Here is a 21,369-nt window from a genome sequence, read left to right as displayed (position 1 = left end):
TCTATGGAAGATCTCAGGTTTCAGCACAGGGTTCGCGCACCGGCCGGCGGCACCAGGAAGAGCGCGATTGTCGGCGTGGTCGCCTCGGGCAATCTGGAGGTGCTGGTGGAGCGCGTCCTGTCGGATGTGGAATGCGCCCTCGACATCAAGACCGCGGCTACGGGCTTCGGTGAGGTGTGGACCGCCGTGATCGGCGATTTCGTCGAGCGCTATTCGCCTGGCGGGCTGAGATTCTCGATCAACGACGGCGGCGCGCGGCCCGACACGGTCTCGCTCCGGCTGGCGCAGGCGGTGCGATTGATCGCGGAGGACGGCCGATGACTGCACCGCTCAAGGACATCACCCCGGCCGAACGCGCCCGCAGCACCAGCTTCTATGAGGCGTCGGCCCGCACCCGGCTGGAGCTGCTGCTCGATGCCGGCAGCTTCGTCGAATTCATCGGGCCGGAGCAGCGCGAGGTCAGTCCGCACTTGAAGATATTCGATCTTCCCGAGCAGTTCGACGACGGCATCGTCGTCGGCCACGGCCGGCTTGACGGATCGCTCGTGTTCGTCGCCGCACAGGAGGGCCGCTTTATGGGTGGTGCCTTCGGCGAGGTGCACGGCGCCAAGCTGACGGGATTGCTCCGCGCGGCGCACCAGATCGGCTCGATCCCCGTCCTGATCCTGTTCGATACCGGCGGCGTGCGGTTGCAGGAAGCCAATGCCGGCGAGCTCGCGATCGCCGAGATCATGCGCGCGGTGATGGAGGCGCGCAGCGCCGGCGTGACGGTCATCGGCCTGATCGGCGGCAGGTCCGGATGCTATGGTGGCGGCGGCTTGATCGCAGGCTGCTGCTCGGCGCTCGCCGTCTCGGAGTCCGGGCGCATCGCGGTGTCGGGCCCCGAAGTGATCGAGACCAATCGCGGCGTCGAGGAGTTCGATTCCCGCGACCGTGCGCTGGTCTGGCGCACCATGGGCGGCAAGCATCGCCGGCTGCTCGGCGCCGCCGACGTCTTTGCCGACGACAATGTGCAGGATTTCCGCGAGGCCGCGCTGGAGCTGCTGAGCCTGGTCGGTCCGTTCGGTCTCGACAGCCTGAAGGCGGAGCAGGGGCGGCTTGCCGACCGGTTGCGCCGCTTCGGTGCCTGCGCCGATGCCGTCGATATCTGGACGGCGGAAGGCATCGCGCATGCCGAAACGGTTCCGGAACTGCCGGCCGATCAGTTCATTGCGCTCGCCGACAGGATCGGGAGGACCAGCCGTGACGCTCGATGACATCATCACTGCGCTCTTCCCCGACGGACATGAGGTCAGGAACGACAAGGGCGTGCTGCTCGGTTCGGCGACGCTACGATCCGGCGCAAATATGCTCGTCCTCGGCGTCGCTGACCGGACCGCGCTCGGCGTTGACGAGGCGATCAGACTGTCCGGCCATGTGCTCAAGTCGATCGACCGGTACAGCGGTCCGATCCTGGTGCTCGTCGACAGCGACAGCCAGCGCATGAGCAAGCGCGACGAGCTGCTCGGCCTGAACGAATTTCTCGCGCACCTGGCGAAGGTGTTGATCCACGCGGACATGAACGGCCGCCCGACCATCGGGCTTCTCTACGGTCACTCGGCGGCAGGCGCGCTGCTTGCGACCGGACTTGCGACCCGCGTGCTGGTGGGGTTGCCCGGCGCTGATCCTGCGGTGATGGACCTGCCGTCGATGGCGAAGGTCACCAAACTGTCGATGGAAGCGCTGGAGGAGAAGGCGAGATCGACACCGGTGTTCGCTCCGGGCCTGTCCAATCTCGCGCAGATGGGCGCCGTCCACATGACGTGGAGCCATGCCGCCTCGCTCGCCGATCAGCTGGAGGCGTTGCTGGCCGACATGCCGGCCGCGCGGGACGGGCGGGATGCGCTCGGCAAGGCGCGTGGTGGCCGGCTGAAGGCCGCCGATATCGCGGAGCGTGTTCGTGACCTCGCCCTGCAAGCACGTTGACCGGCCCGCAGGTCGTCACGACCTCGTCTTTGTCCGCCCGGAAGGATGGCGCGCGCTGCTCTTTCCGCATGGCGATCTCGCGTGCGATCCCCTCGTTTTGCACTGGGCGGAGCTGGGATGGCCGACAATCAGGCGGCGCGCGCTGCCCTGCGAGACGACCGGCCTCGCATTGGGTCTGCCTTTGCCTCCCTCTGCCGGCAAGAAGCGGCTCTCCCTTCTCGCCGGCCTCGACGACATCGTCGCGATCGCGAGGCCGCCCTCGCTGCGGGAAGCGCGTGCATCCGCTCCGCAATGCTGGCGGCCTACGCTCGATCGGCTCGACGACCTCGCGCTTCGCCATTCGGTGCACGCGCGCGTGTTCGGCAGCCTCGCATGGGAGGCGCTGACTGGGCTTGACTACGTAACCGCCCGCTCGGATCTCGACCTCCTGTTCGAGATTCGCCCCGAAACCGATCTTGATCGTCTCGTCGCCGATCTGGCTGCGATCGAGATCGAAGCGCCGATGCGGCTGGATGGCGAGCTGATGCGCGCCGATGGCGCCGCGGTGAACTGGCGCGAATTCCATGCCGGTGCGCGCGAGCTTCTGGTCAAGAGCATCGAGGGCGTGACCCTGCTCGGCAGGGACCGGTTCATTTCGGGAGCGACGGGATCATGATCACCGCAGCCTTGCGAGGCGCTGAACCGCTTACCCCGCGCCAGGCGCGAATTGGGTTCGATGTCTCCGCAATCGGCGACCTCGCGGCCGATTGCCTCGTCAAGGAGCTGGAAACCTGGCCGAAGCCGGGGCTTGTGAGCCACGTCGACAATGGCAGTCACGACGACATGGATGCCGGCACGTTCCGTCGCAGCGCCGCGGCGATCCGGCCTTATCTGCAGCGCCTTGCCGATGCGGGCGCGCTCGGCTGCGGTATGGGGCGGCTGCGGATCATCGGCCTGGAGGCGGAGCGCGCGATGTTCGCGGCGACCTCGAACGTCAACACGCACCGCGGCGCGATCTTCGGGCTCGGTCTGCTCTGCGCGGCAGCCGGCGCGAAGGCCGGCGGTGTGGTCGATCCCGGGCTTGCGCTCGGCGATGTCGTGACGCGCCTGTGGGGCGACAGCATTCTCGACGGTCCGGTGCTGCTGCACAGCCATGGCAGCGCGGCTCGCCGCCGCTTTCGCGCCGGCGGCGCGCGCCTCGAGGCCGCGAGCGGATTTCCCAGCGTCTACCGGATCGGTTTGCCGGCCCTGCGAAGAGCGGCGCCTGTCGTGGCGGAAGATACGGAAGCCCCGCGGGTCGAGGCGTGCTTCGCCCTGATCGCATCCGTCGAGGACACCAACCTCCTGCATCGCGGCGGGCTCGATGGCCTTAGCTTTGCGCGTGATGCGGCGCGTCGCTTCATCGCGTCAGGCGGCGTTCGTATGACCGGCTGGCGCGCCCGCGCACAATCGATCCACGACAGCTTCGTCGCCCGTCGTCTCAGCCCTGGTGGATCGGCCGACCTGCTCGCAATGACGCTCTTCGTCGGCGCCCATGAGGGGCTGAACCCATGACGTCGAACGTCATCTTGATGGCGCTGGTGCCGGTGTTTTTCGTCCTGCTGCTGGGGTTCGTTGCAGGCAAGGCCCGCATCGTCGACAACGGTCACGTCGAAGGCCTCAATGCGCTGGTGATGGATTTCGCCCTGCCGGCCTCGCTGTTCGCCGCGACCGCATCGGCCCCACGGGTTGGGATCACCGGGCAAGCTCCGGTCTTTCTCGTGTTCGGCGTGACGATGGTGGTCATCTATCTCGCCTGGTACTGGTTCGAGCGCAGCTTCTTTGCAGTGACGAGGTCCGACGCGTCGGTGCAGGCTCTGACGGTCGGTTTTCCAAATCTTGCCGGCGTCGGTCTGCCGATCCTGTCGACCGTGCTCGGGCCGGCCGGCGTCGTCCCGGTCGCCGTTGCGCTCGCAACCGGCTCGATCCTGGTCAGCCCCCTGACGCTCGTGATCGTGGAGATGAGCACCGCCAAGACCCGCGGCGGCGATGCGCCATCGCGGCCGGTTCTGACCGCCGTGCGGCGCGCGCTCGCCAAGCCGGTGGTGTGGGCACCCGCGCTCGGCGTGGTGTTCTCGTTGTCCGGCATGACTCTCGATCCACTTGTCCATGCCTGTCTCACTCTGATCGGGAACGCGGCTGCAGGCGTTGCCCTGTTCCTGACCGGTCTCGTTCTGTCGGCCCAGTCGCTTCGCCTCGATTGGAGAGTGGTTGCCGCAACGGGAGCAGCGGACGTCATGCGTCCACTGCTGGCCGTCGCAATCGTCTACGGCTTTCACCTCGCACCCGATGTCGCGAAGACGGCAATTCTGCTCGCGGCATTGCCTTCTGGCTTCTTCGGCATTTTGTTTGCCGTCAATTACCGGCTGGACTCCGCGACGGTCGGCTCCATGGTCATCGCCAGCACCGGGTTCAGCGTCGTGACCCTGGCGGTTGCGATCGCAATGCTCTTTCCTCGTTAGGCAGCGACCATGACGCTCGCGATTCTGTGCTCGGGACAGGGCGGGCAGCACCGGGAGATGTTCGCCCTCACTGGCGATGCGCCGGAAGCCGCGCACCTGTTTGCACACGCCGCGGCATCGCTGGGCGGCAAGGATCCGCGCGATTTCGTCGGCACAGAGCCCGACGAGGCACTGCATCGCAACCGCGCCGGTCAGATTCTGTGTACCGTGCAGGCGCTGGCCGCTGCAGCCGCGCTCGGCGATGCCATCCCATGCGGTGTGATCATTGCCGGTTACAGCGTCGGCGAGATCGCGGCCTGGAGCATCGGCGGCCTGTTCGATGCGACCGTCGCGCTCGATCTCGTGGTACGCCGTGCGGAGGCCATGGATGCAGCCACGCGTGCCGGCGACGGGCTGATCTTCGTCCGCGGTCTTCGGCGAGAAGAGCTCGATCGCCTTTGCGAGCGCTACGATGCCGCGATCGCCATTGTTAATCCGGGCGATGCCTTTGTCATCGGCGGTGGGCGTGAGGCGCTGGACGGGATTGCCGCAGAAGCGCGGGCGATGCACGCTGCAAGGATCGTCGTGTTGCCGGTCGAGGTCGCCTCGCACACCAGGCGGCTCGCCGGAGCCTCCGCCGTATTTCGTGAAGTCCTGGGTAGCGTGCCGGTGGTGTTCCCGCCCAGGACCGGCGGGCGCATTCTGAGCGGGATCGATGCCGCTCCGGTCGTCTCGCTCGAGAGCGGCCTCGACAAGCTTGCCGCGCAGATCTCGCACACCGTGCAATGGGCCGATTGCCTGCAAGCGTGCGTCGAAGCCGGTGCGACAGGATTTCTCGAGCTCGGTCCGGGGCACGCGCTGAGCGCGATGGTTGCGGGCATCGACACCGGACTGTCGGCGCGCTCGCTGGATGATTTCAGAAGTATGCAGGGCGTGCGCGGCTGGATCGCGCACCACCTCGGCGCCTAGAGCTGGCCGGTTCCGGACAGGTGATGCCGTCGATCGCGCTACGTTGTCGAAAAAAAGGGGCCGTCCTTTGGGGGAGGACGGCCCCAAAATGCTCGGATGCCCAGGGAGGAGAGAGGCTCGAGCGGTGACTTGGGGGTCTCAGTCACCTAACATGCACACCATCGCCGATCCCGCAGCAGAAGTATTTCACGAACCCCGGCTATTTCCCATTTCGCATGATTCACGCGAAGTCCACGGGCAACACGCGCGACATCGTCTTCGATGTCGAAGCCGGATCAGCGCCGGTGAGCCTGGACGAAGCCGACGCATTCCGGCTGGTGCACCGCCACCGCGCGGGGGTGTCACCCGTGATCCGCTTGAAGACGGTCGAGAAATGAGCCTGCGTGCAGAAGCCGACGATCAGTGCCACCTCGGCCAACGCCGTGTCGGTGTTCGATAGCAGCGATTTCGCGCGCTCGATGCGCTGATGCAGCAGATACTCGCGCGGCCGATATCCGGTCGCGGCGCGGAACTGGGCCGCGAAATGCATCCGCGACAGTCCCGCGACCTTGGCAAGCTCGGAGAGGCTGATGCAGTGGTCGAAATGTGTTCCGACATATTCCTCGACGCGCCGCAGCCGCCATTTCGGCAAGGCATTGACTCTCGCGTGTGGCAGCTCGCGCCGGGCAAGGTGCATGGCCAGCGTCTTCCCGATGCAGCGCGCGAATTCGCGGTCGGCCGAATGACCGCGTTCGGTCAGCGCTTTCGCAAGCTGCTCGGCGAAGGGATCACGAAGCAGGATCAGGTCGTTGAGGCCCTCATGCGAGGCAGATCCTGCTCCGGGTCGAAGAGGCGGAAAATAACTGCTGGCCGAGACATGGAAGTGCAGGAAATCGCACGGTGCTTGGAACTGCGCACTGAGCTGCTGCGATGGCGCGCCGATATACAGTGAGCCGGCCGGCATGACACCGTCGAAGATGGTGTGACGGCCCCTGGTCAGCTTGACGCGGGTCGTCTTCAAGGCGATCGCGAAGAAATAGCGGTCGATGGGCGTCGTGGCTTCTTCGTGCGTTATGCCTGTTTGAGCACAGGTCCAGCGCGAGATCGCGATGTCGTCTGATGTAGTGCCGGTCCGTTGGCCGGGCTGCCGCCACCTTCGTTCGAGGGGAAACGCGCGGGTCTCCCGCGGGCAATCGGAGTTGCGACGGTTGGGTTGATACGTCGACCAGGCACCGGCCGCTTGCATATCGGTGAGCATTGTTTGTCCCGTCTCTTGGATTCGGCTGCCGTCGTGGCGGCGGCCGAATGCAAATGGTCCATGCTCAACGATAGGTGCGATTTCACCGCGAGGCTCGTTAAGGAAGCTTAAGCGGTATTAGATTTTGCAAATGCGATAGGTGCGACCGCATGTCGCAAAAAGGTCAATTGAACCAAAGGGATCAGATGGTTGCGTTGTGAGGTCGGATGTTGTCGCGGACGGTGTCCGGCGACGGGTACACGCCTGATTCAGGGTTGGCGTGGCGAGGCATCGATACCGGGCGTGAGGCCGGGTGCGATCTTCTCTGCCGGCGGAACCGCGGGCTCGCGTGTGTAGGGAAGCGCTTCCACCTCGGGGCGCTGCTGCGATGCCGCTTGCAGGCAGTCCGGACGGGGCGGACGTCCCGCGCCGACCAGATCGACGACGGGATCGACGAAGCTCGCGCGGAACCGGTCGAACCAGCTTTGGCCACCGCCCGCGGACGGCTGCCGGATCGTCACCGTCGCTGTCATGCCGGAGACGAGCGGGACATCCGGCGGAACCGTATCAATGGCGAGGCGGACCGGTACGCGCTGCGCCAGCCGCACCCAGGTGTAGATCGGATCGACGTTGGGCAGGCCTTGCGTGCCTGTGGCGGCGTTCGACGCGCTGATGCCCCGCGTTACGGTCTTCACATGTCCGAGTATCGGGCTGGGATAACCGACCAGTTGCGCTTCGGCGCGATCGCCGACGCACACCCGCGCCATCTTGGTCTCCTCGAAATAGCCGTCGATCCAGAAGCTGTTGGAGTCGATGACGGAAACGTTGCTGACGCCGGTGACGGCATAATCGCCCGCACGCAGCAGGAGGTTGGTGACATAGCCGTCGACCGGACTGACCACGCTGGTGCGCTTCAGGTTCAACTCCGCCTGCGCGAGTTGGTGCGTTGCTGCCTCGTAGGCAGCCTTCGCCTGCGCCGCATTGCCTGCATAGATCTGCTGCTCTTCGGGCGTCGTCGCAAGATCGGACAGATGCTGGCGCCGGTCGAACTCGGCCTTCTTCACCACGAGATCCGCGGCCCGCTGGTCGACCAGGGCCTTGCCGACGCGGACAGCCACCTCGAAGTCGAAGGGGTCGATGACGTAGAGGACGTCGCCCTTGTGGACGAACTGGTTGTCGGCCACACGCAGCTCCACGATCTTGCCGGCAACCTGCGGCGCGACGTTGGCGACCTGGACACGCACACTGCCGTTCCGCGTCCAGGGCGCCGTGACGTAGTGCTGCCACGTCGCAGCCGCAATCACGATTGCGGTCAGTGCAATCCCCAGGGTCGCTAGATGCTTGCCGGCAGCGCGGATGAAGCGGACCGCCGCTTTGCGCTGCGGCGTCGAGGGGGACGTGGTCTGTTCCTGAGGCCTGCCGTTCTCCATCGCGCGATCACCAGTGTCGTGCGCCACGGTCTCCGGCACGCCCGAATCGTTCACGTTGTCGGCGGCATCGGCCTGGACTTCGACTGACGGCTCGCCGCGGCGCGCGGCGGCGTCCCGGGGCAGGGCGGCGTCCATGACTCTTTCTCCCTAGAAGAACAGTGCGAGCAAGCCGAACATCGCGACGTAGAGACTGAGCTCCGCCAGCGAGGGGTTGCTGAACCAGCTTGCGAATCCGACGAAGCGCAGCAGCGGGCGGAGCAGCAGGAACGCGAGCAGCGCGATTACCGCATAGGAATCAATGGGGGCGATGAGCACGCCGCCGACGACCAGCTCCCGATAGGTGTTCGTCATGGCCGTGCGCCCTAGCTTGGAGATTGTGAGGGCGCTAATGCGCCGCGCGCTGCAATCAGCATGGCGATGGCCGAATTGGCGGACAATTTGCTTCGCGCTGCCGCCTGGCGCAGCGCCTCGGCAGAAGCGAGGATGGCGCGGCCGCTGCGCCGGGCGAGAGCCTCGCGCGCGTCCCGCGCGCTCCGGCGAGCGGACCCTGTCGCAGTCGGTCCAGTTCGGCGCAGCAACGCCGCAAGGTCTCGGCCTGGTCGAAACAACGCATCGCTTTGGCCGTGATCTGACGATCCAGGGGCAAGGCACCGTTTGCGGTCAGGATCTGTTCGATCCGTGCTGCGTCGCGAAACGCGGCTTCTTCCGGCGCGAGGTGTCGGGTTCGTCCGCGGCCGAGGTGATCCAGCTCGCGCCCGGCCTCTCCCAGCAGCAGCCGCACCCTCCGGTCGCCGGATAGGGGCGGCAGCAGCATCTGTGCCGCGAAGACGAGCACCGCCGACATGCAGGCGAAGAGGCTCGTCACCAGGAACACCTCGGGGTCGTAGCTCTGCGGATTGGTCGGTGCGAGGACGGCGATCATGAACACCAGGACGAGCCGGCCGAGGGACGACAGCATCGGGTTCGGCAATGACATCAGCAGCGCGAGGCCGATGACGACAGGCGCAAGACCGATCGCCAGCAGCTGAAACTCGGAGACGCCGTTGAAGACGAGGTATTTCAGGATGCCCGCCAGCGCGCAGGCGATCGGCATCGCCGTCACCGTTACCTGCGCAAAGATTCGTGGCGCGGGCGAGATTGAGCTGAGGCCGATGATCGCTGCGACGAGCGTGAGGCAGAGCTCGGTGCTCGGCCAGCCCGTCAGCACGAAGAAGAGCGCGATCAGCATGAACGAGATCGCGGCCCGTGCGGCGGTTTCCGCCGCGATGCGGCGCGAGCGGTAGAGCGGCGCGCGCCATGCATGATGTGGGTGCGTCCCTTCACGCAGCGCTTCGAGGCTGCTGCACACCTGCGCGTTCTTTCGGCTGATCTCGGCCTGGAGCCAGGATCGGGACATCGCTATCAGCCCGACTTTATCCGGGGAAGCGGCGGGGAGCGCTGCAAGCATGCGGCCGAGCGAGAGCGCGCTGACGAGGTCGACCAGCGCGGAGCGCGCGGCTTCGGTTCTCGGCGTGCCGGTGCTCGACTCCGTTACGAGGCTGGCGATCTCCGGACGCAGTGCCGCGATGTCGTGCAGCAGGCTCGCGGCAGCCGTTGCGGAGGGATGCCCGGCCGCTTGCGCGAGACCCGTGACCCGGCCGTGCAACCCCTCGATGCGGCTTGCCAGCACCGGATGATAGTTCGGTGCGGCCAGAACCTCGTTCACGAGCGCCACCGCGAGAACGCCGATGCCGATGGCAGCGCCGCGTGCGACGCCGGTCGGGAACACCTGCAGCGGCGTGTCGATCTGCTGGACGGCGACGAGGGCGACGGTGATGCAGCACAGCGCCGCCGCATAAGCGCGATTGCCGTCCAGCATCCCCGCGACATAGACGCAGAGCCCGACCCACATGCCGAGCACCGCGAGCAGGAGACCGTCGGTCTGGGAAAACAGGCCCGCGATCGCGATGGACGCCACGACGCCGATGACGGTTGCGACCAGCCGGTAGCCGGCCTTCTCCATGCCCTGGCCGCGTGTCGGCAGGGCCAGGACGGCGACGGTGAGGGCGGACGACGACGGCGAGTCCAGCTCGAGCCAGAAGCTGACATAGAGGGCGAGCGTCATCGCCAGCCATACGCGCAACGCGAAGGCCCAGGAGCTCGCGGGAAACCCGGCGAAAACCAGTGGACGCGGCACGGCAGCACTGGCGGCGTTTACTGGCATCGTGCCTCATCCATTTCGCCAGAGCGTGCCGCCCTGCCGATCTCGACAAAATCGACGCTGACTATGAGGTTTGCCGGGCTTGACGGTATTTCCGGTCCAACAACCCGGTTGCCGAAATGCACGGCTGGTTGGGGACGAGATTGTCGCGCGCTAGACGGGCGGATGGATTACGGTTGTGCGTCGTGGCCTGCCAACGCGTCCTCGAGACAGCGGATGATCTCGTCACCGCTGGAAGGCTTGCCGAGATAGCAATGCGCGCCGGCCGCCATCACGCGCTGACGCACGTTTTCGCTTGGAAATGCGGTCATGAAGATGATCGGGAAGCGGCGGCCGGACGCAATCAACTGTGCCTGCAATTCGTCGCCGGTGATCACCGGCATCTGGATGTCGGCGATCATGCATGCTGGATCGTCTCCCGGCGCATGCTGCAGGAAGTCGACGCCGGACTCGTAGGCGTGGGCCTCGTAGCCGAGCGAGCGAACCAGGCTCGCGAGCGACGTGCGAACGCCTTCATCGTCGTCCACAATCGCAATCACGGGGTTTTTGGCCATTCGCGCACAATCCTGACCGCGGTATTCCGCAAGGCCGGGAGGATATCTCCCGTTGCGCGGCCGATGACGCCTTATGCCCCGGGGGCAGGTCCGCCGAAATTATACTCAGGTTTGGTCCGTAGTCCTTCGGGTTTGGGAAATCCCGAGCGCCTCGGCCTTGCGGACGAGGTCGGCCAGCGACCTGACCCCCATCTTGCGCATCACGTTCCCGCGGTGGATCTTGACTGTGATCTCGCTGAGGCCGATCAGGGCGGCGACCTGCTTGTTCATCAGGCCGGCGGTGACGTGGCCCATCACCTCGCGCTCGCGCGCCGTCAGGGTCTCGTACTGGGCGCGGATGTCGTCCTTGGTCGCGGCTTCGGCGCGGTGCTGTGCATCGCGCTCCAGCGCCGCCGTCACCGCATCGAGCATGTCCTGGTCGCGGAACGGCTTGGACAGGAAGTCGACCGCGCCGGCCTTCATGGCGCGCACCGACATGGGAATGTCGCCATGGCCGGTCATGAAGATGATCGGATAGCTGATGCCATGCCGAACGAGCTGGCCTTGCAGATCGAGCCCGCTGACGCCCGGAAGGCGGACGTCCAGTACGATGCAGCCAGGGCCGTCGGGCAGCGAGCTGCCGAGCAGTTCGGCCGGCGAGCCGAACAGCCGCGTCTCGAGACCGACGGATCGGAACAGGCTATCGAGCGAGGCGCGGATGCCGGCATCGTCGTCGACGATGATGACAGTCGCGTTGGAGGATTGCGCCGGCGGTTGGGCCTGGTTTGGTCGTGTCATGGCAGGGCGTGTTCTTGGCTATATGGCAGTGTCAGGTGGAATGTCGCTCCCGAGCCCGGGGTGCTCGCCACCGACAACCGGCCGCCGTGAGCTTCCACCGTCGTTCGGCAGATCGCAAGTCCCATGCCCATTCCACCATCCTTCGTCGTAAAGAACGGATCGAACAGGCGCGGCAGGTCATCAGGCTGGATGCCCGGGCCGCTGTCCTGCACCGTGATCGCGAGCGTTTCGCCATCCACGGTGCCGGCGCGCAGGGTGATGGTGCGGGAACCGGGCCGGCCCGACATGGCCTGGCCGGCATTGACCAGAAGGTTGACCAGGACCTGCTGCAGCTGAATCCGGTCGCCGCGAACCGGCGGCAAGTCACGCGCCGTTTCGACGATAAGGGCGACATCATCCTTGGCGAGCTCGCGCGCGACCAGCGCCGTCGCCTCCGCGATGATCTCGCCGATCTGCAGCACGTCCTGCTGAGCCGGGGCCTTCTTCAGGAAGGTCCGGATGCGGGTTACGATCTCGCTAGCGCGACGGCCCTGGGCAACGACATGGCCGATCGTCGTCGCAACCTCCTTGAGATCGGGGACGTCGCGCCGCAGCCAGCGCAGACCGGCCTCGCCGCTAGTGACGATCGCCGCCAGCGGCTGGTTTACCTCGTGCGCAATGGACGCGCTGAGCTCACCGAGGGTGGCGACGCGCGCGGCATGGGCGAGCTCAGCCTGCGCCGCGAGCAGGGCGTCATGCGCCTGCTTGCGCTCGGTGATGTCGACGACGAAGACGAGCACGTCATGATCGTCGTCGGATCGAGGCGAAAAGGTGATCGTGAACAGCACGGGGACCTTGCCTCCATCGAGGCGCACGAGCTCGGTCTCGCCTTCGTGGAACCGCTCGCCTTGCGCGAATGCGACCAGCGCATCGAGGAAGCTGCGATCGTTCTCGCCCAGCAGCTTGTCCACGTTCTCGATGAAGGCCGCAGAGCTGCTTGCGCCTGCCATCTTCTGCAGGGCCGGATTGACGTCGATGATTCTGGCAAGCCCGCGGGCATGACGCACGAAATCGGGGTGTCGCGCCAGATAATCGCGCAGGTCCGCCCCGCGGCTCGGTAGCGCATCCAGCGCAGTCCGCAGTCCGCTCCAGTCTTCCTCGACGACGCCGATCCGGCTTGCGTCGAACATCCGGCGGTATCGCTGCTCGCTCTGCACCAGCGCGTTGTGCGCCGCCACGCGGTCCGTGACGTCGGTATGCGTCTCAAGCACCCCGACGGGTTTACCGAGGTGGTCGTGCTGCAGGGCCCATCGGGCATCGACGGTGAGCACGGCGCCGGCCTTCGTCCGTTGCTCCACCCTGCCTTCCCATCGCCCGCTATCGAGCAGGCTGGCCTCGATGGCTTCGCGCCGGTCGGGATAGCTGGTTCGCAGCAGCTTGTCGGCGAGTTGCCCGAGCGCCTCCTCAGTCGACCAGCCATAGGTCTGTTCCGCAGTCTTGTTCCAGAACGTGATCACGCCGCCGCGATCCCTGACGAAGATCATGTCATGCGAGAGATTGAGGAGGCGCGCCTGCGCCGCAAGACGCGTTGTCGCCGCGTGATTCTGCAACACCAGCAGGGTTGTGACCCCGATTGCCGCTAGGCTCACCAACGCGCGCAGGGCAGGTGAGGCGATCTCGTGCAGATCATGCGACGTCAGATAGGCGCTGACGGTCAGGACGATGCAACCGGCTGCGGCGATGATAATGTCGTTGCGCCGGTTCGTCCTCGCCGCAAGCAGGATCGCGACGACATAGAGAACCGCGACCGCGCCCTCGAGTGGCGTCAGCACGTCGACCATGAAGACCGCGAAGGCGAGGACGGCGGACCAGAACCGCAAGCCGGCGCGGCTCATGGATGAACCCGTGGGCCGATCAAGGCGTCATCGTCGCAGGCGGTGTTTCTTCTCATCGCAGCGGCGTTGATGCCGCGATTTCACTGCGTCCACAATATCCGGCCGGATGAATTTCGTGCTCTCGTGGAAGACCCCGTGGGAAGTTGAATCCCGCGCGAGGTCCGACAGGCAGATTCCCGGGCAGAACAAGGCTCTTCGGTGATTTCGTCGATCGCTGGCGCGTCAAACTATCGCAGGCGCGCCGGGCCCTCGCTCTCACTCGGTCGCTGCGCTGCGGTCATACCTAGGTATGACGCGGTTAACCCGAGACCTTAGCCATGCACCCGCGCGTAGAATGGAGCGCGCGGATCGCCGAACTAATCTGCTCCCATCGCATTCGGGCAAGCCTGCCAGGCACTGCCGCTGCGAACTGGGACAAGGAGGCTCGACGATGTCGCTGCAGATGTCATACCCGCAAAACGCCAAGGATCATGTTGCCGCCGCAATCGACGTCTCGTCGATCGACGGCCGGCAGTTGCCGTCATCGAGACGATCGCCGCGCTCCGCCGAGGAGGCAATGACGCTCTCCCTCGTGCATCTGGATGTTGCGCTCGCCATCGAGCCGCCTGCGCCGAACGTACGAGGATCTGCCGACGGCGAGCCGAGCTTCAAGGTGTCCGCCAAGCGTCTTGCGCGCGCGTCCGCTGAGGCTGATCCGGAGATGGGTGCCGAGGAGGTCACGGATCCGGTGATGCAGCGCCTCTCGGATGCACTCGCGGCCACCAGAGCCATGCACAATCCCCATTCCGCTATCCTCGTCGATGCGTTGCGTTTGGCCATGCTGACGCGCAAGGCCAGCGGGCGGACGCTGCTCGGACAAGGCCAGTCCGAGCTGGCCGAGAGCGACCGCGAGGGGCAAGCGTGCCGGACAGTGCGGTCGCTGCAGAAATGGCGCCTCAAGCGCGTCATGCAGTATATCGACGACAATCTGGACGCGAAGGTCACCCTGCAGCATCTGGCTGCTGTTGCCGGCCTCAGCCGGATGCATTTTGCCGCGCAATTCCGGGCGGCCGTCGGCATGCGGCCGCACGATTATCTGCTAAAGCGGCGGATCGAGCGTGCCCAGGAATTGCTGCAGCGGGCCGACACCTCCCTTGTCGATATCGCCCTGACCGTCGGGTTCCAGACGCAGGCTCATTTCACGACGGTGTTCAAGCGCTTCGCCGGCAATACGCCATATCAATGGAGGAGCGCGCATCTCGCGCAATTTCTGCCGCTGCCGCGCATCGAGGCGAGGCCATCATGAGCGGTATCGGCATTCAAGCCCTGTTGCTACCGCTGCTCGGCATTCACTCGGCGCTGACGCACCAGGAGCTCATGGGATTGTTCGAGATCACACGCGGTCTCGGCACCTCCTATCGCTTCGCATCCTCGGAGCCCGGGGCAGGTGTCCTTTACGGTCGATTCACGCTGAACTTCTGCAGGATCGTTGCCGGAGGCGTCACGCATTATGCGTCGATGGAACGGTCGACCGACGAAACGGTCACCAAACGTAGCGGTGGACTCGATTTCGCGTTCGGCCATTCCATCCGGTGGCGACCGTGCTGTTCACACTCGGCATCGTAAGTCTCGGCGACGACTAGCGCGTCGGCGCATTGGCGCCGCCCGCTCCCGAAACCAGCAAACGGTGGACGCGGTCTGCGTGCTCTCTCGTCAGATTTTCGGCCAGATCGGTCCCAATCACCGCCGGGCCTTTCCTTTCTCGATCGTATACCATCCAGCCCTTGCCACCCATTCGAACAAAAAATCTGTTCTGCGACGACGTTCGGTCATTCACCAAAAATGGCTCCAAAATCTTGGGTTATTCTGACCAATCAAGCTCCAAGCATAGCCTTTGCCTATGCGAATTGAATCGGGGAAACTTGGCAACCCCATCGAAGGTGCATCAAACACAAAATAAAGTGACGTTTTTCGGCATTTTGGAACCCAAGCCGCGTTCCAGATGGATTCGCAGCCCACTACCGGGCGAGCACAAGAAAAGGTGTGATTGGACTATCCCGAGGGTGCTCGGCAAACCGAAGGGGCCGATCGGGAACCCTAGCTGGCGCAATTTCCATCAATGCCTTGGCAAGGCCAACGAATGAGATCTATTCGGAAAATTTCGGTCTGCCGTGGGCCTGCTGGCGGCAAACCTGTCGGCGCCGCCAGCAGCTTTAGCCAATTTCTTCGCGAAAAATGTGAATGCACTGAGCTAACAGAAGTATTGGGCAGGATCAGTCTGACGAAAGCATGCCTTTGTTCACTCCCGGCGGAAGTATTCTTCGTCTGAGTTGCCGATGAAGGCTCTATTCATATCTCCGCGCCGCGCGGGTTCACAACGGTGTACCCTCTCAATGAACGCGCGTGTATTCGCGTTGTGTGTCCGCCTGAGTTGGCGTCGTATGCCATCCAAACGTCGTCCCCGACATGTTGCTCGAGGACGAAAACGTGCCCGCGCCTTGCGGCGACCATGCCGGGAGCCGGTGATGTGCGCGGAAACCGCAGCCAGTTTGCCGCGAGGTTCAATTCCGGCACGATGCGGCCAAACACCCGTAGCGCGGCGCCACAACCGCAGAACGCAGAAGGGCAACCCGCGGGGCGGCCGCCAACAATTCGATTGCTGGAGGGAGTACTGCTGGTGGGGGTATTGAGCGCGGCGAGTTGATCCAACCGGTGTGTCCGCGATGAGCGCCGTAACACCGTTCGCTGAGTCAAGGTTTGCGAGTAGTATGTGAAATCACAAGGCATGGTGATATTGCATTCGGAGGCGCGATCTACTTGATATGGTCGCGCGTCCGAATTGAGGGAGGTGATTGCAACGAAGCAGCACGCGGAAACTACTTGCTTGAACATCGCAGGCTCCAAATTAAAGGACCCGCCCCAAGCAAGGAACAACCATCAACAGATTGGCTGAAATCCGCCAAAAAAGCGGCCTCTCTCTGGATGAGAGGCCAACTATACTTCTGGGGTAACTCCAAACGTGCCACTCGTCGAAGAGCGCCACCGCCCCAGCCGCGGTCGCTTCATGTGTCGACCATTGCCACGAAGTTCATATGAAGGGTGATTGGTCCCTTCGATCCGTCCAAGATCACGCGAAGGCTTTTGGGGTAGTATCCGGCCCCAATCACAGTCCCGGTCCTTCCAGCTAAGCGAGGACCGGCGGCCGGCCTTACCTGAATTCGTGAGCCCGGCGGAAACTTGAGCTGGATTTCGGCCGATCGCGACATGGAATCCTCGGCGGCGCGTGCCCAATTCTGCTCGAACGATCGCAACAGCGTGGCGCTAGACGGACGGGCGCATTGGACGGGCATATTCGACTGTTCGCTCGGCACGAAGACTTCTTCGACCGACGGTACTGAAGAACCAATGGAGCCCGGCGTCTAAGACCTTTCCTCCGCAATTTCGCAGCTCGCTCAGCAACAAAATCGATTTTCGGTGCCACAATACCAATTCATGGCCGAAGCCGGCCTGCAAAGAATTCAATCGCCCAACGGCACTACTTGGTACTGAACAACGGAAAGGCGCCGATGAGAACCTCCGTCCTTGGGAGTAATCCGCCGGCAAACAATTCGTCCGGTTTGCTTGCTGTCCGCCCTTGGCATCGAAGCAATTGAGTCGGCGTGGTGCCAGATTTTCGGTGCACTTCTCCGTCCTAATCGTCCGCAGATCGGCAGCACCGCAATTGCATGCGCTAGAATTTTAAACGGCCCCAAGTGGGGGCCGCCAACTCGCCCGACGCGAGTTTTCCACCAGCAGTTGGGGGGGTAACCTTTCGGCTGGAGGCACCGAATAGATGCCTTGCCGGGCCGGTTAGTTCCATAAGTCATTGGGGTTAGAACCAGAGATTTCCGGGGAAGTCCCGAAAGCAAATTTGGACACTGCCGGATTCAACTTAGGACACTGGGCTTAAATACGGACAGCATCCGGGGGTCCAAGTGACAAGGCCCAAGGCCCGAACGGAACGAAGAGCGACCCGGCTTGACGCGGGGGCTCCATCCCGATGGCACGCCCGATGCCGCTCGATCCCAAGGCCGGCACATTGTTAGGCCTCAAGCGTCGGCGATCAGCCTGTCCGGCGTGATCAGAAAGTCGCGCACACACCGTCCCGTCGCATTGAAAATTGCATTGGCGACGGCTGCCGCCGTACCCACGATCCCGATCTCGCCCAGGCCTTTAACGCCAAGCGGCTGACCTTATCGTCTTTTTCCTCGACGAGGTCACCTCGATGTCAGCGATGTCGGCATGAGCTGCCGGGAATGCTCCATTCAAGGACCTTGAGATCCGATCTTAATGAGCAGTTCGAGTTTGGATCGTCTGGTCGCCTAATGGTTGATATTCTGTGCAATTTTCAACTGGTGCGAGCGCCCCCGGCACGCCTCGCTTGCGGCTCGACAAAAGGAACACTGATCTCGGCCACGGCAGACGCATGCTTGCGGAAGGCGACGTTCCCGCCCCGACTTAAGAGTAAGGGGCTTGGGAGATCTCGACGGTCTTCCGAAGCGTGCCTCTAGGCCGAAGCTCGGCAGATCGCGATTGCGGTCATCTCGAGTTTGACGCCGGGGCTGGTCAGCGACTCCGACGACCGCCCGTGCGGGAAGAGCAGCCTCAGCGAAGAATGCTTCCAAGCCGCATTGAATGCGGCCTTCTCACTAAGCTTCGTGACGAAGATAGTGGTCTGAAGGACATGGGATCGGTCAGACTCCCGAGTTTCCAATAAACGCGACAATTGGCCAAGCACATCGCTCGCTTGGCCAGCCATATCAAGGCTCGTGTTCTCGGGGACGATCCGGCCGCCATTGTGCTCGACAACTTCGTGGAGCAATTCCTCACACGCAGCGCGAGTGAAGCCGAGGTCCGCTAGTGACCCAAAAGGCGATCTGTCAAAAAAGGAAATAACATAGGCGAAATTCGCTTGTCTTTCCGGGGTACTCATCATTGCCAGTTGTCTGATCTGGGGGAGAGCGAGCGTAATCTTTGCGACGGGCAATTGCGGTGGCCTTATCTGGCCGCCTGAGGTGGTAGAGGCTTCTGTGAAAGACTTGCTCCGAGAGACCGCGAAGTCGCCTCGTGTGAATTGCTCCAAGAGAATCTCGTTCTCCTCTGATGGCACAGAAGCCGAAGCGCAAAACACTCTGGGCCAAGCCATTGGTCGGACTGCCAGCCGGTACCCCCACCGACCTGCGATCGTCTCCACCACGTTTGCACCGCTGACGTACGGCGATCTTCAGCGCCGGTTGAACGATATCCGCGGGCAGTTGCGTTTGGGTGGGTTCGATTGCAGCGCCCGGATCGGGGTGCTCATGCCGAGCGGTCCGGAGGCGGTTCTTGCCATCGTGGCAGTCGCCTGCTGCAGCATCGCAGTTCCTCTTGATCCGCGGCTGTCCCCTGCAGAGATCGACCAGCGCATCGACATGCTGCGCCTGAGCGCTCTTCTGGTGCCGCAGGACTGTAGTTCTGAAGCTCGGCAAGCCGCTGATCGGAGCGGGATTGCTATCATCGAAGCCGTTCCGGTCGGACACCGCCAGCTTGGATTCCATGTCGCCGTGCGGGCAGCCGACTCCCCTGCGATCGACGCTGAACCTAGTCCACGCTCGCCCGCCTTCATCCTGCAGACGTCAGGCACGACCGCGCAGCCAAAGCTCATTCCGTTCAGCCACAGCAATATGCTGGCGGCGGCCACCCGTCTTCAGGCCTGGTTCGGCCTCACGCCCCAGGACCGTTGCCTGAGCGTGTCGCCCCCTTTCTATTCTCATGGGCTTAAAGTAACTGTCTTCACACCGCTCCTGACCGGCGGCAGCATTGCGGTCCCGGCGAACTACGCCATCGTGGCGCTCGATGAGTGGTTCGATGCCCTTCGGGCGACCTGGTACTCGGCAGGGCCCACGCTTCACGCTGCAGTTCTGGACAAAGCAAGAAGTATCGAGGATGTGCAGGCGGCGCACACCTTACGGTTCGTCGTATCGGGCGGCGCGCCGCTGCCGACAGACGTACAAGATGGCCTGCAGCGGATCTTGGGCGTGCCTGTGCTGGAGCATTACGGCTCCAGCGAGGCAGCGCAGATCGCAGCCAATCTGCCGCCGCCTGGCGCGAATAGGCCAGGAACTTGCGGCCAACCTTGGCCTGATACTCTGGCCGTCGTTAACGAGGATGGACATTTCCTAACAGCGGGCGAGCGCGGCGAGATCTGGGTTCGTGGCCCGACGGTGTTCTCCGGCTATTTCGATCTGCCGGCACTCAATCAAGCTGCTTTCGTAGATGGTTGGTTTCGCACGGGCGATATTGGCAGCCTTGACGAAGACGGCTTTCTTTCCTTGCATGGCCGCCTAAGCGAGATGATCAATCGCGGCGGTGAGAAGATTGCCCCTGCGGAGATCGAATCTGCGTTGCTGCGCCATCCGGCGGTAGCCGAGGCTGCCGCCTTTGCCATTCCTCATCCACGTCTTGGCGAGGACGTCGCGGCCGCGATCATTGCTCGACATGGGACGCTTACGACACCTGCGGAGCTTCGCGAGTTCTTGCAACGTGAGTTGGCATCTTTCAAGGTTCCGCGGCGCATTGTGATCCTCGACCAGCTGCCAAGGGGCCCGACGGGAAAAGTGCTGCGCGGACAGCTGCGTCAGTCGCTCCGCGACCTGCCAGATCATCAGGGGACAATGCCTGCGCCTGTTGTGCGCCAGAGGGCGCTGGACCTGGAAGGCGAATTGCTAACGCTATGGCGGAAGTTGCTCAAGTCCGATGCCGTTACACTCGACGATGATTTCTTCGCAAGCGGAGGTGACTCACTGCTCGCAATGGAGATGCTGATTCAGCTCGAACAGCTGATCGGCCAAGCCGTACCGGAAAAGATCCTGTTCGGCGCGGAAACCGTCCGGCAACTCGTCCGAAAGATTGACACGCAAATCGACACCCAAGCGACGTCGTTCATCCACTTTCACGCCGGCGGGAATCGACACCCCTTGCACTTCTTCAATGGGGACCTCGTAAGAGGACACGCGAGCGTGCGGCGGATGGTTGAGCTGCTCGGTCCCGATCATCCGATCATCTCCATCAATCCGCAAGGTCTTCGTGGAGAGTCTGTCCCGCCCTCGATCGAGCAGATGGCCGCCGACCACCTGCCGCTTATCCTGAAACAGCAAGCTCATGGCCCTTTCTTCCTGGGCGGAAAATGTAACGGCGCAATGGTGGCGTTCGAAACAGCGCGCCAGCTGATGGCTGCTGGACACAAGGTTCAAATGGTTGCGATGGTCGACCCACCGACCGTTAATGCCCGTGCGCTGACGCGAGCGATCGTCGCGCTGATGAAGCCCCTGGTTCCAAGTCGCGTCTTGCGCCAAATCTTTGAGCTAATGGCACAGTTGGAGCGGTACGCCAAGCGTTCGGCGAGCAAGCCGATTGTAATCGCCAACTCCGAAGTTCCACGGCCGCTGTGGGACGCCTATTCCTTCGCGATGGCGCGATATCTTCCGGCCCCGCTCGACGTCCCCGTGGTTTTCTACGCCGCCGAACACGATGGTCAGGGATGGCGGCGTCTCAGTTCTCGATTGGAAGTCGTCCAGGTGCCTTGGGGACATCAGGGCTGCCTGAGCGTCGGTGCGGCACGGCTGGTTGATCATCTGCGGCAAAGGATCGATGCTCTGGTTGATGGTGCACCCTCTGCCATTGAACAGCACGCGTCGCCAATGTTTTCTCACGGGGAGAAAATCGGTGACACACCGTGAGACTCGAAACTTGAGTCGGACGATCTCATCACGATCGATTCACCGCCGCATCGCTCAATCAGATTTCTTGGGGACTTCCGGTATTGACCCGAGCTGACCTCATGATCGTCGTAGCCATCTCCGCAGATGACTCACGGCGGATATTGCAGAGTATCGCACAGGTCTTGGTGGCGCTTCTGGTCCAGGTCG

Annotated in this window: 18 protein-coding genes and 1 pseudogene; 10 read left to right on the top strand and 9 right to left on the bottom strand. The window is 63.6% G+C overall.

The window, feature by feature from the left end:
- The first annotated feature begins 3 nt into the window (after positions 1-3).
- From mdcC to FOM02_RS29075, 7 genes are read left to right on the top strand one after another with little or no spacing between them, the layout of a single operon-like run.
- The gene (gene mdcC, locus FOM02_RS29105) at positions 4-321 is read left to right on the top strand and encodes a malonate decarboxylase acyl carrier protein (RefSeq protein WP_027559129.1); all 318 of its coding nucleotides are present in this window, start codon (positions 4-6) and stop codon (positions 319-321) included.
- Positions 318-1,256: a biotin-independent malonate decarboxylase subunit beta gene (locus FOM02_RS29100; RefSeq protein ID WP_027559130.1), complete on the top strand. Its 939-nt coding sequence runs from the start codon at positions 318-320 to the stop codon at positions 1,254-1,256. Before mdcC ends, FOM02_RS29100 begins: the two co-directional genes overlap by 4 nt.
- Positions 1,243-1,965, top strand: coding sequence for a biotin-independent malonate decarboxylase subunit gamma (gene mdcE / locus FOM02_RS29095; RefSeq protein WP_027559131.1), 723 nt, complete (start codon positions 1,243-1,245; stop codon positions 1,963-1,965). The genes FOM02_RS29100 and mdcE overlap by 14 nt, the downstream gene beginning before the upstream one ends.
- On the top strand, positions 1,940-2,620 hold the full coding sequence (gene mdcG, locus FOM02_RS29090; RefSeq protein ID WP_027559132.1) for a malonate decarboxylase holo-[acyl-carrier-protein] synthase: 681 nt from the start codon (positions 1,940-1,942) through the stop codon (positions 2,618-2,620). The genes mdcE and mdcG overlap by 26 nt, the downstream gene beginning before the upstream one ends.
- Complete coding sequence (gene mdcB / locus FOM02_RS29085; protein ID WP_027559133.1) at positions 2,617-3,498, top strand: triphosphoribosyl-dephospho-CoA synthase MdcB; 882 nt, start codon at positions 2,617-2,619, stop codon at positions 3,496-3,498. Before mdcG ends, mdcB begins: the two co-directional genes overlap by 4 nt.
- Positions 3,495-4,445: an AEC family transporter gene (locus FOM02_RS29080; protein ID WP_027559134.1), complete on the top strand. Its 951-nt coding sequence runs from the start codon at positions 3,495-3,497 to the stop codon at positions 4,443-4,445. Before mdcB ends, FOM02_RS29080 begins: the two co-directional genes overlap by 4 nt.
- A 9-nt stretch (positions 4,446-4,454) precedes the next feature.
- Positions 4,455-5,393 (top strand): acyltransferase domain-containing protein, encoded by a 939-nt coding sequence (locus tag FOM02_RS29075; RefSeq protein ID WP_027559135.1) that lies wholly within the window; start codon positions 4,455-4,457, stop codon positions 5,391-5,393.
- 220 nt (positions 5,394-5,613) lie between these two features.
- Here the strand turns inward: FOM02_RS29075 and FOM02_RS29070 are convergent, their stop codons facing one another.
- From FOM02_RS29070 to FOM02_RS29040, 7 genes are all read right to left on the bottom strand, one after another.
- Positions 5,614-6,630 carry a helix-turn-helix domain-containing protein gene (locus FOM02_RS29070; protein WP_027559136.1) on the bottom strand — a complete coding sequence of 339 codons (1,017 nt, stop codon included), beginning with the start codon at positions 6,628-6,630 and terminating at the stop codon, positions 5,614-5,616.
- 248 nt (positions 6,631-6,878) lie between these two features.
- A complete protein-coding gene (locus FOM02_RS29065; protein ID WP_027559137.1) occupies positions 6,879-8,174 on the bottom strand; it encodes an HlyD family secretion protein in 1,296 nt (431 codons plus the stop codon).
- Between the two features lie 12 nt (positions 8,175-8,186).
- The gene (locus tag FOM02_RS29060) at positions 8,187-8,390 is read right to left on the bottom strand and encodes a DUF1656 domain-containing protein (protein WP_027559138.1); all 204 of its coding nucleotides are present in this window, start codon (positions 8,388-8,390) and stop codon (positions 8,187-8,189) included.
- Between the two features lie 55 nt (positions 8,391-8,445).
- Positions 8,446-10,242, bottom strand: a complete 1,797-nt coding sequence (locus FOM02_RS29055) for an FUSC family protein (RefSeq protein ID WP_265440330.1) — start codon at positions 10,240-10,242, stop codon at positions 8,446-8,448.
- A gap of 167 nt (positions 10,243-10,409) precedes the next feature.
- On the bottom strand, positions 10,410-10,793 hold the full coding sequence (locus FOM02_RS29050; protein WP_027559140.1) for a response regulator transcription factor: 384 nt from the start codon (positions 10,791-10,793) through the stop codon (positions 10,410-10,412).
- 105 nt (positions 10,794-10,898) lie between these two features.
- Positions 10,899-11,570 (bottom strand): response regulator transcription factor, encoded by a 672-nt coding sequence (locus FOM02_RS29045; RefSeq protein WP_027559141.1) that lies wholly within the window; start codon positions 11,568-11,570, stop codon positions 10,899-10,901.
- The gene (locus FOM02_RS29040; protein ID WP_027559142.1) at positions 11,567-13,444 is read right to left on the bottom strand and encodes a PAS domain-containing sensor histidine kinase; all 1,878 of its coding nucleotides are present in this window, start codon (positions 13,442-13,444) and stop codon (positions 11,567-11,569) included. The genes FOM02_RS29045 and FOM02_RS29040 overlap by 4 nt, the downstream gene beginning before the upstream one ends.
- Positions 13,445-13,874: 430 nt before the next feature.
- Between FOM02_RS29040 and FOM02_RS29035 the strand changes: the two genes are divergently transcribed.
- Both FOM02_RS29035 and FOM02_RS29030 read left to right on the top strand, forming a co-directional pair.
- Positions 13,875-14,729 (top strand): helix-turn-helix domain-containing protein, encoded by an 855-nt coding sequence (locus FOM02_RS29035; protein ID WP_027559143.1) that lies wholly within the window; start codon positions 13,875-13,877, stop codon positions 14,727-14,729.
- Positions 14,726-15,049 carry a hypothetical protein gene (locus tag FOM02_RS29030; RefSeq protein WP_231164325.1) on the top strand — a complete coding sequence of 108 codons (324 nt, stop codon included), beginning with the start codon at positions 14,726-14,728 and terminating at the stop codon, positions 15,047-15,049. The genes FOM02_RS29035 and FOM02_RS29030 overlap by 4 nt, the downstream gene beginning before the upstream one ends.
- 2,462 nt (positions 15,050-17,511) lie before the next feature.
- Here the strand turns inward: FOM02_RS29030 and FOM02_RS47230 are convergent.
- Both FOM02_RS47230 and FOM02_RS29020 read right to left on the bottom strand, forming a co-directional pair.
- Positions 17,512-17,707 (bottom strand): annotated as a pseudogene (locus FOM02_RS47230) (hypothetical protein); the annotation flags it as partial.
- A gap of 262 nt (positions 17,708-17,969) precedes the next feature.
- Positions 17,970-18,398 (bottom strand): Rid family hydrolase, encoded by a 429-nt coding sequence (locus FOM02_RS29020; RefSeq protein ID WP_322596911.1) that lies wholly within the window; start codon positions 18,396-18,398, stop codon positions 17,970-17,972.
- A 94-nt stretch (positions 18,399-18,492) separates the two neighbouring features.
- On the opposite strand from FOM02_RS29020, the gene FOM02_RS29015 reads away from it, so the two are divergent.
- Positions 18,493-21,180, top strand: coding sequence for an AMP-binding protein (locus tag FOM02_RS29015; RefSeq protein WP_231164327.1), 2,688 nt, complete (start codon positions 18,493-18,495; stop codon positions 21,178-21,180).
- Positions 21,181-21,369 lie beyond the last annotated feature (189 nt).

This window comes from Bradyrhizobium sp. SEMIA (assembly GCF_014844175.1).
Taxonomy (GTDB): domain Bacteria; phylum Pseudomonadota; class Alphaproteobacteria; order Rhizobiales; family Xanthobacteraceae; genus Bradyrhizobium; species Bradyrhizobium arachidis.
This window is presented reverse-complemented; position numbering and strand designations above follow the sequence as displayed.

Excerpts from the sequence above, each read along its gene's own strand:
- mdcC (WP_027559129.1), top strand. The coding sequence starts at position 4 with ATGGAAGATCTCAGGTTTCAGCACAGGGTTCGCGCACCGGCCGGCGGC.
- FOM02_RS29100 (WP_027559130.1), top strand. The coding sequence starts at position 318 with ATGACTGCACCGCTCAAGGACATCACCCCGGCCGAACGCGCCCGCAGC.
- mdcB (WP_027559133.1), top strand. The coding sequence starts at position 2,617 with ATGATCACCGCAGCCTTGCGAGGCGCTGAACCGCTTACCCCGCGCCAG.
- FOM02_RS29080 (WP_027559134.1), top strand. The coding sequence starts at position 3,495 with ATGACGTCGAACGTCATCTTGATGGCGCTGGTGCCGGTGTTTTTCGTC.
- FOM02_RS29075 (WP_027559135.1), top strand. The coding sequence starts at position 4,455 with ATGACGCTCGCGATTCTGTGCTCGGGACAGGGCGGGCAGCACCGGGAG.
- FOM02_RS29070 (WP_027559136.1), bottom strand. The coding sequence starts at position 6,630 with ATGCTCACCGATATGCAAGCGGCCGGTGCCTGGTCGACGTATCAACCC.
- FOM02_RS29065 (WP_027559137.1), bottom strand. The coding sequence starts at position 8,174 with ATGGACGCCGCCCTGCCCCGGGACGCCGCCGCGCGCCGCGGCGAGCCG.
- FOM02_RS29060 (WP_027559138.1), bottom strand. The coding sequence starts at position 8,390 with ATGACGAACACCTATCGGGAGCTGGTCGTCGGCGGCGTGCTCATCGCC.
- FOM02_RS29055 (WP_265440330.1), bottom strand. The coding sequence starts at position 10,242 with ATGCCAGTAAACGCCGCCAGTGCTGCCGTGCCGCGTCCACTGGTTTTC.
- FOM02_RS29050 (WP_027559140.1), bottom strand. The coding sequence starts at position 10,793 with ATGGCCAAAAACCCCGTGATTGCGATTGTGGACGACGATGAAGGCGTT.
- FOM02_RS29045 (WP_027559141.1), bottom strand. The coding sequence starts at position 11,570 with ATGACACGACCAAACCAGGCCCAACCGCCGGCGCAATCCTCCAACGCG.
- FOM02_RS29040 (WP_027559142.1), bottom strand. The coding sequence starts at position 13,444 with ATGAGCCGCGCCGGCTTGCGGTTCTGGTCCGCCGTCCTCGCCTTCGCG.
- FOM02_RS29035 (WP_027559143.1), top strand. The coding sequence starts at position 13,875 with ATGTCGCTGCAGATGTCATACCCGCAAAACGCCAAGGATCATGTTGCC.
- FOM02_RS29030 (WP_231164325.1), top strand. The coding sequence starts at position 14,726 with ATGAGCGGTATCGGCATTCAAGCCCTGTTGCTACCGCTGCTCGGCATT.
- FOM02_RS29020 (WP_322596911.1), bottom strand. The coding sequence starts at position 18,398 with ATGATGAGTACCCCGGAAAGACAAGCGAATTTCGCCTATGTTATTTCC.